At 47.1% G+C, this 16,229-nt stretch carries 15 protein-coding genes and 1 pseudogene; 10 read left to right on the forward strand and 6 right to left on the reverse strand.

Annotated elements, in window-relative coordinates; translation table 11 throughout:
* From ACFSB2_RS15755 to ACFSB2_RS15765, 3 genes and pseudogenes are all read right to left on the reverse strand, one after another.
* Positions 1-342: pseudogene (locus ACFSB2_RS15755) on the reverse strand (HlyD family secretion protein); the annotation flags it as partial.
* Positions 343-396: 54 nt separating this feature from the next.
* Positions 397-2,007: a DHA2 family efflux MFS transporter permease subunit gene (locus ACFSB2_RS15760; RefSeq protein ID WP_377944049.1), complete on the reverse strand. Its 1,611-nt coding sequence runs from the start codon at positions 2,005-2,007 to the stop codon at positions 397-399.
* Positions 2,008-2,194: 187 nt separating this feature from the next.
* The gene (locus ACFSB2_RS15765; protein WP_377944050.1) at positions 2,195-2,656 is read right to left on the reverse strand and encodes a MarR family winged helix-turn-helix transcriptional regulator; all 462 of its coding nucleotides are present in this window, start codon (positions 2,654-2,656) and stop codon (positions 2,195-2,197) included.
* 509 nt (positions 2,657-3,165) lie between these two features.
* Between ACFSB2_RS15765 and ACFSB2_RS15770 the strand changes: the two genes are divergently transcribed.
* The 3 genes from ACFSB2_RS15770 to ACFSB2_RS15780 are packed head-to-tail and all read left to right on the forward strand — an operon-like array spanning position 3,166 to position 6,551.
* A complete protein-coding gene (locus ACFSB2_RS15770) occupies positions 3,166-4,587 on the forward strand; it encodes a sugar porter family MFS transporter (RefSeq protein WP_377944051.1) in 1,422 nt (473 codons plus the stop codon).
* Between the two features lie 42 nt (positions 4,588-4,629).
* A complete protein-coding gene (uxuA, locus tag ACFSB2_RS15775; RefSeq protein ID WP_377944052.1) occupies positions 4,630-5,709 on the forward strand; it encodes a mannonate dehydratase in 1,080 nt (359 codons plus the stop codon).
* The gene (locus tag ACFSB2_RS15780) at positions 5,703-6,551 is read left to right on the forward strand and encodes an SDR family oxidoreductase (protein ID WP_377944053.1); all 849 of its coding nucleotides are present in this window, start codon (positions 5,703-5,705) and stop codon (positions 6,549-6,551) included. The genes uxuA and ACFSB2_RS15780 overlap by 7 nt, the downstream gene beginning before the upstream one ends.
* Positions 6,552-6,937: 386 nt before the next feature.
* Here ACFSB2_RS15780 and ACFSB2_RS15785 read toward each other — a convergent pair whose 3' ends face one another.
* Positions 6,938-8,308, reverse strand: a complete 1,371-nt coding sequence (locus tag ACFSB2_RS15785) for an ATP-binding protein (RefSeq protein WP_377944054.1) — start codon at positions 8,306-8,308, stop codon at positions 6,938-6,940.
* A 255-nt stretch (positions 8,309-8,563) separates the two neighbouring features.
* Between ACFSB2_RS15785 and ACFSB2_RS15790 the strand changes: the two genes are divergently transcribed.
* The 4 genes from ACFSB2_RS15790 to ACFSB2_RS15805 all read left to right on the forward strand — a co-directional run bounded on the left by ACFSB2_RS15790 (position 8,564) and on the right by ACFSB2_RS15805 (position 11,923).
* Positions 8,564-9,547 (forward strand): Gfo/Idh/MocA family protein, encoded by a 984-nt coding sequence (locus ACFSB2_RS15790; RefSeq protein WP_377944170.1) that lies wholly within the window; start codon positions 8,564-8,566, stop codon positions 9,545-9,547.
* A gap of 119 nt (positions 9,548-9,666) precedes the next feature.
* Positions 9,667-10,608, forward strand: coding sequence for an aldo/keto reductase (locus ACFSB2_RS15795; RefSeq protein ID WP_377944055.1), 942 nt, complete (start codon positions 9,667-9,669; stop codon positions 10,606-10,608).
* Positions 10,609-10,941: 333 nt separating this feature from the next.
* Positions 10,942-11,076 (forward strand): hypothetical protein, encoded by a 135-nt coding sequence (locus ACFSB2_RS15800; protein ID WP_377944056.1) that lies wholly within the window; start codon positions 10,942-10,944, stop codon positions 11,074-11,076.
* Positions 11,051-11,923 (forward strand): Ldh family oxidoreductase, encoded by an 873-nt coding sequence (locus ACFSB2_RS15805; RefSeq protein WP_377944057.1) that lies wholly within the window; start codon positions 11,051-11,053, stop codon positions 11,921-11,923. The genes ACFSB2_RS15800 and ACFSB2_RS15805 overlap by 26 nt, the downstream gene beginning before the upstream one ends.
* 3 nt (positions 11,924-11,926) lie before the next feature.
* Here the strand turns inward: ACFSB2_RS15805 and ACFSB2_RS15810 are convergent, their stop codons facing one another.
* Together ACFSB2_RS15810 and ACFSB2_RS15815 are read right to left on the reverse strand one after the other, a co-directional pair.
* Entirely contained in the window at positions 11,927-12,880 is a 954-nt protein-coding gene (locus ACFSB2_RS15810; protein ID WP_377944058.1) for an aldo/keto reductase, read from the reverse strand.
* A gap of 160 nt (positions 12,881-13,040) precedes the next feature.
* A complete protein-coding gene (locus ACFSB2_RS15815) occupies positions 13,041-13,874 on the reverse strand; it encodes a phytanoyl-CoA dioxygenase family protein (RefSeq protein ID WP_377944059.1) in 834 nt (277 codons plus the stop codon).
* 775 nt (positions 13,875-14,649) lie between these two features.
* Between ACFSB2_RS15815 and ACFSB2_RS15820 the strand changes: the two genes are divergently transcribed.
* The 3 genes from ACFSB2_RS15820 to ACFSB2_RS15830 are packed head-to-tail and all read left to right on the forward strand — an operon-like array spanning position 14,650 to position 16,219.
* The gene (locus ACFSB2_RS15820) at positions 14,650-15,150 is read left to right on the forward strand and encodes a phage tail protein (RefSeq protein ID WP_377944060.1); all 501 of its coding nucleotides are present in this window, start codon (positions 14,650-14,652) and stop codon (positions 15,148-15,150) included.
* A gap of 22 nt (positions 15,151-15,172) precedes the next feature.
* Entirely contained in the window at positions 15,173-15,667 is a 495-nt protein-coding gene (locus ACFSB2_RS15825; RefSeq protein WP_377944061.1) for a phage tail protein, read from the forward strand.
* A 15-nt stretch (positions 15,668-15,682) separates the two neighbouring features.
* A complete protein-coding gene (locus tag ACFSB2_RS15830) occupies positions 15,683-16,219 on the forward strand; it encodes a phage tail protein (RefSeq protein ID WP_377944062.1) in 537 nt (178 codons plus the stop codon).
* Positions 16,220-16,229: the final 10 nt, after the last annotated feature.

The following is a 16,229-nucleotide window of genomic DNA, read 5'->3' on the forward strand; positions in this document are numbered from 1 at the left end:
CGGCGTTCCAGCAGCGACAAATTCATTTGTTACAGCATCGTCTTGGGCAATTGTGCCATCTTGCGGCGTCTTGATGTTGATATCCTCCGTTTTATTGCCGCTTGTGACTTCGACTTTTCCAACTGTTCCTCCAGAACTGAGGTTAGTTCCAACTGCGCCATTCCAGGATACAAGCTTTCCCGTTGTCGGTGCAGAAATCGTGATCTGTTGTCCCATTACCTGTGCATCATCTGTCTTTAAGTACAACGTTGATTGATTATAGAAGTAGTAGCCAACGAATCCAGCAATTAAAACCACCAGAATCAGTACAACATTGACAATTAATAAGCGTTGAGATCTCATATGGATGTTTCCTCCTCAAGTCATTCCCGTAATAAGTGTGGTTCGCATTGACTCTTACTCAAGTAAGAGTGTTTCCTTTTCTTTTACTTTCTTAGTGGTCTTGCTGCGTCTTTGTTCTCTAATTGCTCGTTCTTTCTTACTTGCGTAGAAACAGACAAGAACGAACGCCACGAAAATTAAAATGGTCGATACCATAAATAAGTCATCCATTCCTGAAACAAAGGCCCTTTGTTGAATCAACCCATTCATGATGGATATGGCGTCTTGCTTTGCAGCAGCGATTGACATCCCTTGACCTTGCATTAACTGCTGGATTTTCGTCATAAACTGTCCCGAAGAAGATGTTGATGTCACTTGCCAAGATAAGCGGGCAGCATCCACATTAGACCGACTTGTCATATAAGTTGTAAGAATCGCTGTCCCTAATGATGCTGCAACCTGTCTCACTGTGTTGCTTATTGCACTCCCCTGACTCGTCAATTCTAACGGGACTGTGTTCATTCCGGCGGTCATCATCGGCATCATCGCCAACGCCATTCCGGCACTGCGTAAGATATATAACCACTGGATTGTTGATGAACTCGTGTCCGTTGTAAACGTTGTAAATCCGAATGTAGCAAGTGTAACAATAAACAAACCGATGATACCCAATGGTCTTGCACCAAACTTGTCAAACAGTCGACCACTGATGGGCATGAGCAATGCCGATACAAGTGCACCTGGTGTCATGAAAAGACCCGTTCGCACTGCAGAAAATCCTCGGATGTTTTGAAGATAGAGTGGCAAAAACATGACACCGGCAAAGAGCGCGATGGCGATGAGTGAATTGAGGATTAAACTCATACTGAACATGTAGTTTTTTAATACTTTCAACTGAATCATCGGGTTCGGTACATTGAGTTCTACCAATACTAAGATGATTAAAGAAAGTATACCGACGGCTAAAAAGGATAGGACTTCCATTGAACTCCATCCATCGGATGATACCTGGTTAAACCCATAGAGTAAGCTCCCAAAACCGACCACGCAGAATGCGAAGCCCCAGATATCAAACTTACCCCGTGCCTCATGAGGAAATTCGTGCATTGTAAGTATTCCCAGAATCAATGCGACAATCCCAATTGGCACATTCAGATAGAAGATGAATCTCCATGACCAGTAATCCACCAAGTATCCACTTAATGCTGGGCCAAATGCTGGTGCAGCCATCATTGCAATCCCGAAGATCCCCATTACCATCCCTCGGCGGTTGGGAGGGAATATGCGAAAAATCATTGCCGTTGCCACGGGCTGCATGAGCGCTCCGCCAAGTGCCTGAATGATACGAAAGATAATCATTGAGCTAAGACTCCACGCTGCTCCACAAAGCGCAGATCCAACTGTGAATGTGGCTAGGGAGAGCAAAAATAGCTTCTTAGCTCCAATTTTATCGGTCATCCACCCAGAAATGGGAATTAACATCCCTAGAACAAGCATGTAGCCCGTCAAAACCCACTGAATTTGATCAGTTGTGGCATTTAACGCATTCTCCATTTTAGGTATGGCTACGTTCACTACAGTCGTATCTAAAATTGCCATAAATACGCCCATGATTATGATGGTCATTTGTAAGGCAGGAGACTTAATTCGTTCAAATTCATAACCAGTTGCACCGATTTGCTTCATGTAATCACCTCCTTGTATTGATTGTGGAGCACATTGCATAAGTCATTACTCAAGTTCATCAAGTTGATGTTCATTCGATTGTGACCTCCAACATCAATTAGTACTTACAATATAAGGTACACATCTTTAACACACATAGGACTTCACCTCATACTGCATCGTATAACCATACATTTACAACATTTATTTATATTCCCGAAAACTCCCTGACGTCGATCTCCTGAGTGATAGACGCTAATGTCTCCAACGTTTGAAGAAAAGACTCTATTTTATTTAAATCTATCTGTGTTAGACAGTGTTGGATGATTTCGTTACGTAATTGATACACTTGATTAATTTTCTTTCTACCCACATCGGTTAGCTCAACTTTAACCACGCGTCGATCATCAATATCCCTTATCCGATTCACAATACCTTGATTCTCCAATCGGTCAACCATGATGGTGATCGCGCTCGGGGAAACCTCTAACATCTCAGCTAGTTTTGACAAACAACACTGATTTTCACGATAAATGAAATGCAACATAATCACTTGACCGGGCGTTAATCCCAACTGAACACGGTTGATCAATTGCGGACCCAAGTTTTGCATTAATACTGACAGAGACTTGTCAAAACGAGATCGTATCTCATCGATGTTACAGTTCATGAGCCAATCACCTTTGCTTTAACTGCCTGATAATCCACACGAAATATGATATAACAACTGAAATGTATAGTATCTAAAACAATGGCCGTTCGTCAAATGAAATATATGCCTATTGAGGGAGTCAATCAATTCGAAATGGGATAAATAGGATAATCAGGCGAGTTGAGATGATTCCTGCAGTGACAGAATCCAGATACACTCACAGAAATCTCTTGTCTTGTATACAAGTATACCGTACAATGAAAGCGCAATCCTACATTACAGAAAACGCTGTTGCACATCAACTTCGGGAGGTGAATCATGGGCGTGATTCTTCGCGATGGAGAGAAAACCCTATCAGGAATGTGGTATACAAGTATACGACGGCTGATTTGTGTAATCTCGATCCGGTGAGGAACTGTTGTAACCGATTTCGAAGATGTCAGACCGCCATGCGTCTCTGGAATACATGTTTGCAGTTTGGCGAGTACATCAATACGACAAGTGTATCATAATGGGAAGGTGAGAAAATGACAGTTTCTGTTTCTTCTGGCACTGTGGCAAATAAAACTGGAAGCACATTGTTCGTCAGCTTAGTGACTAGCATCGCAGCCATTGGTGGTTTTTTGTTTGGGTACGACCAAGGGGTTATTTCAGGCGCGATTGGATTTCTCCAAACGCAATTCCATATGAACTCTAGTTTGATGGGATTTGTATCTGCGTGCATTCCTCTCGGGGCGATGCTTGGTGTTCTAGTGGCGGGCTTTTTAAGCGACAGAATAGGGCGAAAACCAGTTCTTCTGTTGGGCGCCATATTGTTCATTGTGTCAAGTTTGGGCTGCTCATTTGCCACTTCCGTGGGATTCCTGATTGTTTCCAGATTGATTGGGGGATTGGGTATCGGCGTTGCTTCCATGGTTTCGCCAATGTATATCTCTGAAATTTCACCAGCCCGCATTCGTGGCCGACTCGTTGGCACAAACCAATTGGGTGTCGTCTTGGGGATTTTTATCGTATACATTGTGAACGCTGTCATCGCCAACGTTCATACGCAAACTTGGGATCAACTGTTCGGTTGGCGGTGGATGTTTGGCGTTGGCGTGGTTCCTGGTCTCCTCTTTTTCATCCTGTTGTTCCTGGTTCCAGAGAGCCCTAGATTTTTAGTCAAACAGGGGCGTACGGACAGTGCGTTTCAGATCTTGCAGCGTATCAATGGTCAGGAGATTGCACAGGTAGAACTATCAGATATTGCGATCGCGCTGAAAGAAGAGCGTGCAAGTCAAGGGTTGTTGAGCGAACTGTTCAAACGGGGCATTCGGATTGCGCTCTTGGTGGCGGTGGTGCTCGCAGTGATGCAACAATTCACGGGCACGAGCGCTGTGGCCTATTATGCGCCCATCATCTTTAAAGACAGTGGAGCTGGCGCGAACGCGGCCATGATTGAAACCGTTTTTATCGGCGCACTAAAGGTCATCTTTACGATTGTGCTGATGATGCTTATCGATCGCGTTGGTCGTCGGACCCTCCTGCTGGTAGGTTCTGCGGCAATGGCCGTTTTCCTGATTGCGCTTGGGATTTCGTTTGAGATGGCCCATGTCAATGCAGGGCTGGTGCTCGCCTTTATCTTGCTACACACTGTTGCATTCGAACTGTCTTGGGGTGGTGGGGTCTGGATTGTCATCTCCGAGATCTTCCCGACGCGCATTCGCGGGAGAGCAATGGCGATTGGTTCTTTTGCTTTATGGGGGGCAATTTACTTGGTGACCCAATTCTTCCCGATTATGATGAATCACTTCGGTGGTAGCATCACATTCTGGGTGTTCGCACTCATGTGTATTATCATGTTCCTATTCACTCTGCGTTTTCTTCCAGAAACAAAAGGTAAAACGTTAGAAGAAATCCAAACGCACTGGAACGCATACGATGAAGAAGCAACTGTCAGCCATTTGTAATCTATGATGGTCGGCAAAATGAGATGTGGAGATGGAGAACTCATGAGAATGGTGTTTAGGTGGTACGGCGAAGGGAATGACCGAATTTCTTTACGTCATATCAAACAAATTCCTGGTGTAGAGGGTATCGTGTGGGCACTGCACGATGTACCCGCAGGGGAAGAATGGCCCATGCATCGAATCGATGAGGTCAAAGAGCAGGCGGATCGATACGGGTTCAACATCGATGTGGTAGAAAGCGTCAATGTTCATGAAGATATTAAACTAGGACTTCCAAGTCGAGATCAATATATCGAAAATTATAAGCGAACCATCGAACGGTTGGCGAAAGTTGGCGTCAAGGTTATTTGCTACAATTTTATGCCCGTGTTCGATTGGACCAGAACCGAGCTTTTTAAAGAACTTGAGGATGGTTCAACGGCTATGTTTTATGAGAAAGCCATCGTCGAAAGTATAGATCCCATGGAATTGGTCGAGAAGATTTCTGGGAATCCGAACTTATCCATGCCTGGCTGGGAACCAGAGAGATTAAAGCATCTTTCCAAACTGTTTGATGCCTATAAAAATGTTGCAGAAGAAGACCTTTGGCAACATTTGCAGTATTTTTTGGAGCAAATTATTCCGGTTGCAGAGCAACACGATATCAAAATGGCGATTCATCCCGATGATCCGCCGTGGTCCATCTTTGGTCTGCCAAGAATGATTACGAATCAGGAAAACATGCGCAAATTATTGAGCCTGGTGGACAGTCCGCATCACGGAATTACACTTTGCAGTGGTTCCTTGGGATCGAATCCAGACAATAATGTCGTCGAGATGATTTATGAATTCGCGGAACGTATTCCGTTTGCGCATATTCGGAATGTGAAAATTTACGAAAACGGAGATTTCATTGAGACATCTCACCGAACTTCCGATGGTTCATTGGACGTCTGTGGCATCGTAAAAGCTTACCATGATATTGGTTTTACGGGATATGCTAGACCGGATCATGGCAGACACGTGTTTGACGAAGAATGCCGACCTGGTTACGGGTTGTACGACAGGGCCATGGGAATTATGTACTTGTGGGGAATCTGGGATGCCTTAGAGCGCGCGAAGCAGGAGGATGCAAAATGTTAGGTGTTCACGAAAATTTAAAGGGAAGGGTAGCAGCCATTACTGGTGGAAGTGGGGTTCTTTGCAGCGCAATGGCGAAAGAACTTGGCAGGCAAGGGGTAAAGGTTGCGATTCTGAATCGGAATTCTGAAAAGGGTGAAAAAGTCGTTCGGGAGATCCAGGGTGCTGGTGGGGAAGCGATGGGAATTGCTTGTGATGTTCTTGATGTGGAAAGCGTGAAGCGGGCCGAACAAATCATTCGCGAAAAATGGGGCCCATGTGCCATCCTGATTAACGGAGCGGGCGGTAATCGCCCGGACGGTACGACTACGAATGAAACGTTACATCTTCAAGACTTTGAAAAAGAAGAAGTGAAAACATTTTTCGATCTCAGCCCTGAAGGATTTGGCGCTGTCTTCAACTTAAATGTCCTTGGAACCCTGATTCCCACCCAGATATTCACACGCAACATGCTGAACAGACAAGGCGCAGTGGTCATCAACATGTCCTCCATGAGTGCACCAAGTCCGATGACCAAGGTACCCGCTTACAGTGCAGCCAAAGCAGGAATCGACAACCTGACGCAATGGCTCGCAGTCCATTTGGCAGAGGTGGGGATTCGCGTGAATGCAATTGCACCCGGGTTCTTCCTAACGGAGCAAAATAGATCGCTGTTGAAGCATCCTGATGGCTCATTGACAGAGAGATCGCAGAAAATTATCACGCACACGCCCATGCGTAGATTTGGTAGTCCAGAGGATCTTTTAGGCACTTTACTCTGGTTGTTGGATGACGAGATGTCTGGTTTCGTGACCGGGATCACTGTTCCGGTGGACGGAGGGTTCATGGCTTACGCTGGGGTGTAATATGGTTTCATCGTTGTGGTCGTCTTCTGGAAGAGTGTTTTTTCAGCGAATCGAACCGCATCCTAATTACATTGATTATCCACCATTTCTTCTTTCACAGTCTAACGGCGAATGACTTAGGCTCATCTTACTGGATCAACATGGGCGCTGTTGCAATGACAACATTGGCGGGCGCCCATCTTGTCGTCTTTCCCAAATCAACACTCTTTGTTGTATTCATGCGACCGTTTATATAGGATTGACGATGATACTATGGGTATCTGTGATTTTTTGGATTTATTGTTGTCATCGCATTCTGTAATCAACTTCACACAAAGAGATCTGCAAAAACCGAAAACAGTTAGGAATACAGCCTGTACCCTCACGCTTGGCGACTACATATACAGTTAACTGTCTGTTTCCAGATGAACAAATCCCGTAGTAGCAGTCCTGCGCAGTGCATTCTCAGCCAACGGAAGGACGATAGAGAATGTGGTTCCTCGTCCTTCTTCACTGTCGACGAATATCCCGCCCCCCAATTCATGAATGACTTTATAGGCCAATGTTAAGCCAAGACCCGTTCCCTGCGACTTTGTTGAATAGTACGGTTGGCCTAACTTTTCCAGGGTGGTCTTGGACATGCCACTTCCTGTATCAACAACCTTTAATTCAGCATTTGTCTTAACCTTATTTAACTCGATGACGACTGATGCAGAATCTACATCCGCACACGCTTCAATCGCATTTTTGATCACATTAATCATCACCTGTAAAACCGTCGAGTAATTCCCCCGAATCATCACTTCAGCACGCAATGTCAAATGGAGATCCACATTCTTATCCAGAGCATATGGTTTTAACGCCTGAACGGCGCCTTTTAACAAGACTGGCAGGTCCACATCGGTTTCATCGTCACCAAGCGGGGGCTTGGCAATATTCAAATACTCGCCAATGATCGACTCGGCTCTATCCAGTTCATCCACCATCGTCGTGTAAAAACCCATCGTTGTATCCCGGTCATACTCCTTGCTTGCCAAGAGTTGAGTAAAACCACGAACAACCGTAATTGGGTTCCGTATCTCATGAGCCACTGAAGCTGCCAGTTGGCTTACAAGCTCCGATTTTTCCAAGCGCATTTGATTCTTAGCCATGATATGCGCATTGTAACCTCCGACTGTCACTCTCACGGCCATCGCAACTGCAGCGCCGACAATCGCTAGGAACCAAGCAAAATTACTCAGATGTAGCGGTGCGCGCATTAACATACGCATGGTATAAACATAATCAAAAGCGCCATAACCACATAACGCAATTACAATGCCCATTCCTCTATGAAATGCAGGTTGATTGCGCAATATCCATGAGGTCAACGACATTAAAATCGCAAAAACGACAACTGTAAGAATAGAGTGGTTTAGCTCGGAGATGACGATATGTATCGCTTCGTTCGCAGATTCACCTTTGTCAATATGTATCGCAAACGACAGTATGACCTGACAAAGGATGTATATAGCAAGAGATATCAGTGCTCTGGTCCAAGAGAGCAAAAAGAATCCCCACGACAGACACACCAACGCGAAATTAAGCGGCGTGCCTGGTCCAATTTGAAACGTAAACAAAGTGCACAACGATGAAAAAACGCCTATCGATATCACTAAACCTGAACTTGTCAGGTAGCGCGCGGCGGATGCATGTGTTCTTCTGGTATACCAAAATTCACACAAAATCACAGGGATGTAGGCAAACAGCAGACCTGCTAAAAAATCTCGAACTTCCATCTATTGTTGTCGCTCCTGACTGCATACAATTTAGAAAACTTAAGTGAGTGAGTAGAATAATTATACATCACCCCTGAGTTAGCAAATCATCCATGCCATACAGGGGTGTAAGCCCATCTGACATGTGCCTGTGAAAGGAAAACGGACTTTTTTCTATGTATCCGATAAATATTGAACATTTCATAATCATATCGTCACTAAACTATGTTTGAATATAATTTAAAGTATGTAATTGCAAAAGGAGGGTGATCCGTGTTGAGTCGTAAATTGCGTTGGGGGATTTTGGGTTGTGCCTCTATTGCGAAGCGGGCTGTCATTCCGGGCATTCACGTTTCGAAAAGCGGTGAGCTGGTTGCCATTGCAAGCCGAGATTACAGCAAAGCCAGTCAGACGGCATCCGAGTACGGCATTCCCAAGGCGCACGGCAGTTATGAAGATTTATTGGCGGATGAAACGATTGATGCCGTATATATTCCGCTGCCGAATCACTTGCACATGGAGTGGACCATCCGCGCGGCGCAAGCGGGCAAGCATGTCTTGTGCGAGAAACCGCTTTCGCTGACAGCGGAGGAAGCGGAAGCCATGCGGCAGGCGTGCGAGCGCGCCGGCGTACAACTGGCAGAGGCTTTTATGTACCGGTATAATCCGCGAAACGAACGCATAAAGGAGGTATTGCGATCCGGCGAAATCGGCGAGATCCGCGGCATTCATAGTTCGTTTACCTTTAACAACACCGGCAATAGGAACAATGTCCGGTTCAAGCGCGAGTGGGGAGGGGGTTCCATCTACGATATCGGCTGCTATCCGATTTCTGCAGCGAGACTTTTCCTGGAGCAGGAGCCAGAGGCCGCCACCGTCCATGCATTCTTCTCGGATACGCATGGCGACGTCGATATGATGGCGTCCGGTCTCATTGAGTTTCAAGGCGGGGTAGCGCTTACCTTCGACTGCGCAATGTGGGCTGCTCCGCGAAACACCTTGGAGATCCTTGGTTCCGAAGGTTGCATCTATATGTCGCCAGCATTCGGCGGCCATGATTTTACAGTAACGACGAAGGGAGAATCGCGCATCGTGGCAACGCCTGAGGTGAATCAGTATGCGCTGCAAGCGGATCGGTTCGCAGATGGCGTATTTGGCGACACACCGCTGTTGTTTCCTCCGTCTGACGCCGTGAATAATATGCGCGTTATCGATGCTTGTCTGAAATCGGCGAGCGCGCGTACAAGAATTTTGATATAGACCGCTATGTGTGATGCTTCCCCACCAGTAGAACCATCGAAATGCCGGTCATTCGAGGCATCGCGGATGGCGTGGCGCCAAGGTTACGACTTCATTTCAAGTCAGGGAGGAATTCGAACATGGAATATATCGATGTGAAAGGCATTGACAAGCCTGTCTCGCGCCTCATTTTGGGATCAGGTGGCTTATCCCCAGACAAGATGGATCATGTGCGGTCGATGATGGAGTCCTTCATAAAGCTCGGTGGGACCACGGTTGATCTGGCTTATATTTACGGTGGCGGCGCATGTGAGAAGGCAATTGGACTGTGGATGCAGGAAAATGGTCGTGATCGAATCAACGTTTGGACAAAGGGGGCCCATCACGACGCCAACGGGCCTCGCGTCAACCGGGAAGCGATCCATGAGGAACTCATGATCAGCCTGGAGCGTCTGCAGACAGACCATGTCGATCTCTACGCGCTTCATCGTGACGATCCAAGCGTTCAGGTGGGCGAGATCGTGGAGGCATTGAACGAGCATATCGAAGCGGGCAGAATGAAAGCGATCGGCGCGTCCAATTGGACGCATCAACGACTTCAAGAAGCCAATGATTATGCCGCTTCGCATGGTCTGGTTGGTTTCGCTTTCAACAGTCCGAACTTGAGCCTCGCCAAGACGAACGAGCCCTATTGGAAGGACTGTGTATCTGCCGATTCGGATACACTGGCATGGCATGAGCGGTCCCAACTGCCTTTGTTCTCCTGGTCGTCACAGGCTCGCGGCTTTTTCTCCGGTCGGTTCTCCCCTGATGATCGCTCCGACGCCGATATGGTGCGCGTATTCTACAACGATGCAAACTGGGAACGATTGAAGCGGGCAAACCAAATGGCCAAGGACAAGGGCGTATCGGCTATCCAGTTGTCGCTTGCTTATGTGTTGAACCAGCCGTTCCCCACGGCAGCCCTGATTGGTCCAGCGAACACCGAGGAGTTGCAGTCCTGTTATGAGGCAAGCCAAATCAAGCTGAGCCGCGCAGAGATCGATTGGCTCGATCTCACGGCTGACAAAGTTCAACGCTAAGGTGAAAGCACCGATCTGCGGATGATACCGTGGATCGGTGCACATCGTTATTACATGGGATATGTTGGACTCGCTGTATGCATGACGATTACCTTAGCGGTTTGGGTGTATGGACATTGATTGATGCTTTTTTCATCCAGGGTGGTTTGAGAAAAAAGAATCAAAAAAGGCAGTAAACTTCTATTCATAGCATTCCTTTACCAGCACGAAACAGATCCAAACTCTAAAGCGAAAGTTTGGTTTGCAACCTAGATGAAGTCTTTGAAAATGCAGCTTCTATGACACACTGAAACTCCTGGATACAAGAAAGACCCGAAAAAGGGAGACGATGAAATGAACATTGTACCGCAAGATTATATCAGGATAGCGCCAGAGGCACTGAAAGACTTCGTCGCACTCCTGGCACAAAAAGCAGGGATGTCGGAACAAAAGTGGAACCTTTTTGGCGGAACAACTCGTGAACAATGATTTGCGAGGCGTTTTCAGTCATGGAACCAGGCAAATTGCAACGTATGCGCGTATTATGCGCGATGGGTTGATCAATCCCAATCCCGAGGTGCGTATCGTGAATGAGACTCCGGTCACATGCGTGGTTGATGGAGATGGCGGGCTCGGCTATTTTCCTGCGTATAAAGCTGCATCGGAATTAATTGCACGTTGCCGTACGAATGGCATCGCTGTCGCTGTCAGCCGGAATCATGGGCATATTGGCGCCGCTGGTATCTATGCACGTTTATTGGCGGAACACGGTCTGATTGCTTATGTCACGTCTGGTCATCAATTATCCTTGGAGACGAGTGATTCAATTATGCGCGCTGCAGGCGGATCGCCGATGGCGTTCGCTGTACCGGCGGGGAAGTCTCCCGCGATGGTCCTGGATTTTGGAACGATGCACGATCTCTACGAAGATTCGCCACATGTCGATGAGATTTACAAATTAGCTCCGGGCCTGGTTTTCCGCAGCATGGGGCTTGGTTTCATGTGTCAAGCGCTGGGTGGATTTCTTGCTGGCGTTCCAGTTGATGAAAAGAGAGCACTACGTCGCTATGAGGGCGCGAATCAAGGTGCACTCATCATCGCGCTGGAGATTAACAAATTCTTACCATCCGGAGATTTCTATCGTGAAATGGATGAATTTGTGGAGCGGACCAGCCAAATGCAGCCACTCCCAGGCTACGAACAGGCAACTTTGCCAGGTGCGCTTGAATGGAAGCGAGAGCAGGAGTGGCGTCAAATGGGGATTCCTGTCGGGCCTAGTCAAAAGGAGACGCTCCGCGGCGTTGCCGAAGAATTTGGTGTGGCAATGCCGTTTTAACGTTCACCCTAATAGCGCCATCATTTCGTCTTTTAGAACAACATCTCCTGCATCAAGAATGTCTCTAAGGTGTGATGAACGTTGGCTCCAGATGATTGGGATCGTCAGAAAATCCCTTTGAGAAGTCATCCAAGCAAGCGCGAGCACTGTGATGGAGTATCCGGTCTCTTTGGATACCCGTTTAAGTCGTTCATACCGCAACTGATTTTCCGCATTGTCGTACGTATTGTGTAGGTCTGCATCAAGTGTCCCATCTCCGAGTCTTGAGAAATATCCTCTGGCTTGCGCCGTGTAAGGAATGACCGGGAATTGGCTTCTTTTATGAAAATGAAACATTTGGTCGTCCATCCACTGTGAAGTAGGATCTGATATGGCCTGCACATTCGCCTGCGCATAACTCCATCTTGGTTGATTGGCAGCCAGTCCATTGAGCTTGTGTTCCTGAACATACGTCAAAGCCGCCTGCATGCGGTCTGTACTCCAATTTGACAATCCATAGTATTGGATTTTCCCAGCCATTCTTAATGACTCCATGGATTCGAGTATTTCGGCAACCGGCCTCGATGGATCATCACGGTGTAACCAATATAAGGGTATGGCATCCAACTGCAGTGCTCGCAAACTTTCCTCACAATCCTGCTGAATCTCAGCAACTGATAATCGAGGAATATGCATTGTTTCCAATGCCGGGTGCGCTCCCTTGGTCGCAACAACAACAGAGTCCTTTAATCCTCTGTCGGTCAGCCAAGAGCCAATTATCCGTTCACTGAGGCCCATCCCATCAGGGAGCCAGATGGCATAAGCGCGGGCAGTGTCAATGAAATTCCCTCCACGTTCCACAAATTCGTCCAAGATGCGATAGGAATCATGTTTGTCTAACGCTGAGCCCAATGGCGCAGTTCCAAGGCAAAGTGCCGATAATCGAAGGTCCGTTCCTGGAAGATTGACATATCTCACGATCCGATTCTCCTTTCATGCTTAAACACTGCACTTTTAGTGATGTTTATATATTCCAGATGGTGGTTTTAGTTTGAGTGCATGCGAGTCATAAAACGAGCCCTGCACTGAAGCAGGGTGATTCAAAATTTTGGCTAGTCACCGGATGGTGAATACGAACTTACTTTGCTTGCACCGGGCTGTGTTCACGCAACCATACGCGCAGCGGAACATCTTCATCTGACGGCGAGTAATGGCCATTACAATTCACGCCATCCCCCAACAGCTGTCGACGTATGGGATCACTTTTTTCCCACAAGGTCTGTACGGTCATGTCGTCTTTGGTTCGAATCCAGCGGTAACCGTACCCATAAAACAGCACTTTTCGGGTGACGTCTGACCAGTTTGGCGTTGCGGTGTGCCAGAGCCGGCGGTCAAAGAACACAGCCGTACCTGGTTTTACACAAATCGGAATCGCGCCTTCTGGTTGACCTACACCATCGGTTGGACGTTCCAAATTGTCATTCAAATGACTTCCCGGCACAACCCAAAAGTTCCCTCGATCCGGCACTGAAACATCGGACAGGAAGTATGCAACCTTGATGGACAGCCGCGGTCTTGGGTGAGATTCCATCTCCACATTTACCCGCCCGCTGTCTTGGTGCCAACCAAAGGTTTTGTCATTTTTCTCTTGTCCTGATGGCGGCGTGACAATGAGGTGCGCGTGGTACAAGTAAATGTTCCAGCCAAGAATTCCCCACACTTTAGGAAGGATCTTGTCGTAATCAACCAAGTTGACGAATTGGTCGCTTTCTGGAATGAAGTTGGGGTAAAAAAGCGCTTTCTCCGGATCGTGACCAGCATTTTTTTGCGATGCGTAGATGTCGTCCACAACCGCAGTGAGTGTTGTCACCTGATCTGCAGTTAATGCATTTTCGACAATCAAGTATCCTGTTTCTTCAAATGTTTTTTTCTCTTCTTCTGTGAGGGCGTATTGCAAACAAGATTCGTCCATGACATGACACCTCTCAGCATTTGATTTTATTTACAGCACTGCTGACCCTGTGGATACGCTAGATGGCGCAATTCCTCGTCGATCAGGCATCGAGCGGATACAACTGTCATTGAACTAGCTAGTGCGCTCGTTCCGTCTGGGTGTAATTGTCTATGTAAGATCATTCATATCGGATGACGTGGCACTTTATGTCCAAACAATCCACCGCGCATTGTCTGAAGACCTCAGGTAGCAAGTCTGTATGCATTAAACCGGGAATGAAAAAGCTTTCATAGATATTTACGAAAAGCAAAGCTGTGTACTGGAAAATGAAATTTGCGATTCGTTCCACAAAGTAAATCATCATATAACTGGAAAAACAGAGAGAGCGAGAGATACGTTCGAGTGGACTGGCAAGTCTTAAAGCACAGAAAAAATAATTATTGGTTACGATAAATAATTACACAAAGTTCTGAATTCGTGTAGAATGAGAAACGCAAACTAAAGAAATTTCTATTGTAATGATATGATTGCACGAATAAGACAGAGAGGCAAGCCCTTCAATTGACAGGGGCGGGGTTGATCCATCGGCAGCAATACTCCACAGAATAAGCCACGCCTATGCTATCTTCTAAGACCTTTGTACTCCAAACATTTCTGATTTATTTTTTAATTTTCTGTACGATTCATTTGCGTTTTTCTGCTCATACGGTGTGATCGCCAGTCAATGGTGGATTCATTTCGACTGAATCCGCCCATGACTTTGTAGGTCAAAACGATTGTCAGGAGGGATTGTATGGAGCCTTATCTCGGCGAAATTCGAATGTTTGCCGGAAATTTTGCGCCACAAGGCTGGGCAATGTGTGATGGGCAAGTGATGTCCATCGCTGAAAATGACGCGCTATTCAGTCTATTGGGGACCACTTACGGTGGAGATGGACAATCTACGTTTGCGCTACCCGACTTTCGGGGGCGGATTCCCATTCACTTATCGAGCACGCATGTGTTAGGTGAATTTGGCGGTAGCGAAACGGTCACACTGACCGCGGCTCAGATGCCCAGTCACTCCCATCTTGCCCAAGTGGATGGCAACATGGGGACTGCGGAAAATCCGACTGGTCTGTTCTGGGCAGCGAACAGCAACCATAGTTTTTCAGCCAATACACAAAATCTTGTGCCGATGAATGCGCAAGCGGTATCTACAGCGGGCAGTGGAACTGCACACGACAACATGATGCCTTCCCTTACCGTGACTTTTATTATCGCTCTGCAGGGGATCTATCCGAGTCAGAATTGAAAACGAAAGGAACAGATAAAAGATGCCTGATCCATACCTCGGAGAAATTCGTATCTTTCCGTTTCACTTCGCGCCACGAGGCTGGGCGCAATGTAATGGTCAAGTTCTGCCGATCAATCAATATCAAGCGTTATTTTCAATTCTTGGCACCACATACGGAGGCAATGGTCTATCGACGTTTGCATTGCCTAATCTTATGGGACGAGTACCTGTCCATTATGGGAATGATGTAGCGCTCGGTCAGGTTGGCGGGGAGGAGGCACACACATTGACTGTCCCTGAACTTCCTGAACATACGCACACTGTGCAGGGATCTAGCCTTTTAGCCAATCAGGCTTCACCTGCGGGAAATGTTTGGGCCGATGCAGAGAATTTGTACAGCAAACAAGCGAATGCCAGCATGAATGTGGTATCTGTACAGGCCAGCGGTTCCGGTATGCCACATGCAAATATGCAGCCCTATGGTGTAGTCAATATCTGTATTGCGCTCACAGGCGTATACCCAGCGAGAAGTTAAAGGAGTGGATTTGCAATGCCGGAACCGTTTCTTGGGGAAATTCGAATTTTCACAGGGAATTACGCACCGGTTGGATGGGCGTTCTGTAACGGACAGTTATTGCTGATTTCACAGTATACAGCTCTATTCTCCCTATTAGGCACCATGTATGGCGGCAATGGCACAAGCACATTTGCACTGCCAAATTTAGCGGGATGCGCGCCGATGCATCAAGGTGCGGGACCAGGGCTGACGACTCGATTCGTTGGAGAAGAGACCGGTGAAGTGAGTGTGACGTTGACAAAGGAGAATATGCCTATTCATACGCATCAGGTGATGGCGACGCCGACGCAAGGTACGTCAGGTAGCCCAAGTGCAAACGTCTTTGCAGAGGCCATATCAGGAGGAAAACACGGCGTTCAGATACCTTTGTATACTTCTCAACCCAATGCTTCAATGCACGCCGAAGCATTGGCAAACACGGGTGGAAGTCTGCCTCATAACAATATGCAGCCGTATCTTGGGCTTAGCTTCATCATTGCCCTGCAGGGTGAATTCCCAGTCCGTGGATAAGTGGCGAAAT

It is taken from the genome of Alicyclobacillus fodiniaquatilis, from assembly GCF_042678105.1.
Classification (GTDB): Bacteria; Bacillota; Bacilli; order Alicyclobacillales; family Alicyclobacillaceae; genus Alicyclobacillus; species Alicyclobacillus fodiniaquatilis.

Excerpts from the sequence above, each read along its gene's own strand:
- ACFSB2_RS15825 (WP_377944061.1), top strand. The coding sequence starts at position 15,173 with ATGCCTGATCCATACCTCGGAGAAATTCGTATCTTTCCGTTTCACTTC.
- ACFSB2_RS15820 (WP_377944060.1), top strand. The coding sequence starts at position 14,650 with ATGGAGCCTTATCTCGGCGAAATTCGAATGTTTGCCGGAAATTTTGCG.
- ACFSB2_RS15785 (WP_377944054.1), bottom strand. The coding sequence starts at position 8,308 with ATGGAAGTTCGAGATTTTTTAGCAGGTCTGCTGTTTGCCTACATCCCT.
- ACFSB2_RS15765 (WP_377944050.1), bottom strand. The coding sequence starts at position 2,656 with ATGAACTGTAACATCGATGAGATACGATCTCGTTTTGACAAGTCTCTG.
- uxuA (WP_377944052.1), top strand. The coding sequence starts at position 4,630 with ATGAGAATGGTGTTTAGGTGGTACGGCGAAGGGAATGACCGAATTTCT.
- ACFSB2_RS15770 (WP_377944051.1), top strand. The coding sequence starts at position 3,166 with ATGACAGTTTCTGTTTCTTCTGGCACTGTGGCAAATAAAACTGGAAGC.
- ACFSB2_RS15795 (WP_377944055.1), top strand. The coding sequence starts at position 9,667 with ATGGAATATATCGATGTGAAAGGCATTGACAAGCCTGTCTCGCGCCTC.
- ACFSB2_RS15760 (WP_377944049.1), bottom strand. The coding sequence starts at position 2,007 with ATGAAGCAAATCGGTGCAACTGGTTATGAATTTGAACGAATTAAGTCT.
- ACFSB2_RS15800 (WP_377944056.1), top strand. The coding sequence starts at position 10,942 with ATGAACATTGTACCGCAAGATTATATCAGGATAGCGCCAGAGGCACTG.
- ACFSB2_RS15815 (WP_377944059.1), bottom strand. The coding sequence starts at position 13,874 with ATGGACGAATCTTGTTTGCAATACGCCCTCACAGAAGAAGAGAAAAAA.
- ACFSB2_RS15830 (WP_377944062.1), top strand. The coding sequence starts at position 15,683 with ATGCCGGAACCGTTTCTTGGGGAAATTCGAATTTTCACAGGGAATTAC.
- ACFSB2_RS15780 (WP_377944053.1), top strand. The coding sequence starts at position 5,703 with ATGTTAGGTGTTCACGAAAATTTAAAGGGAAGGGTAGCAGCCATTACT.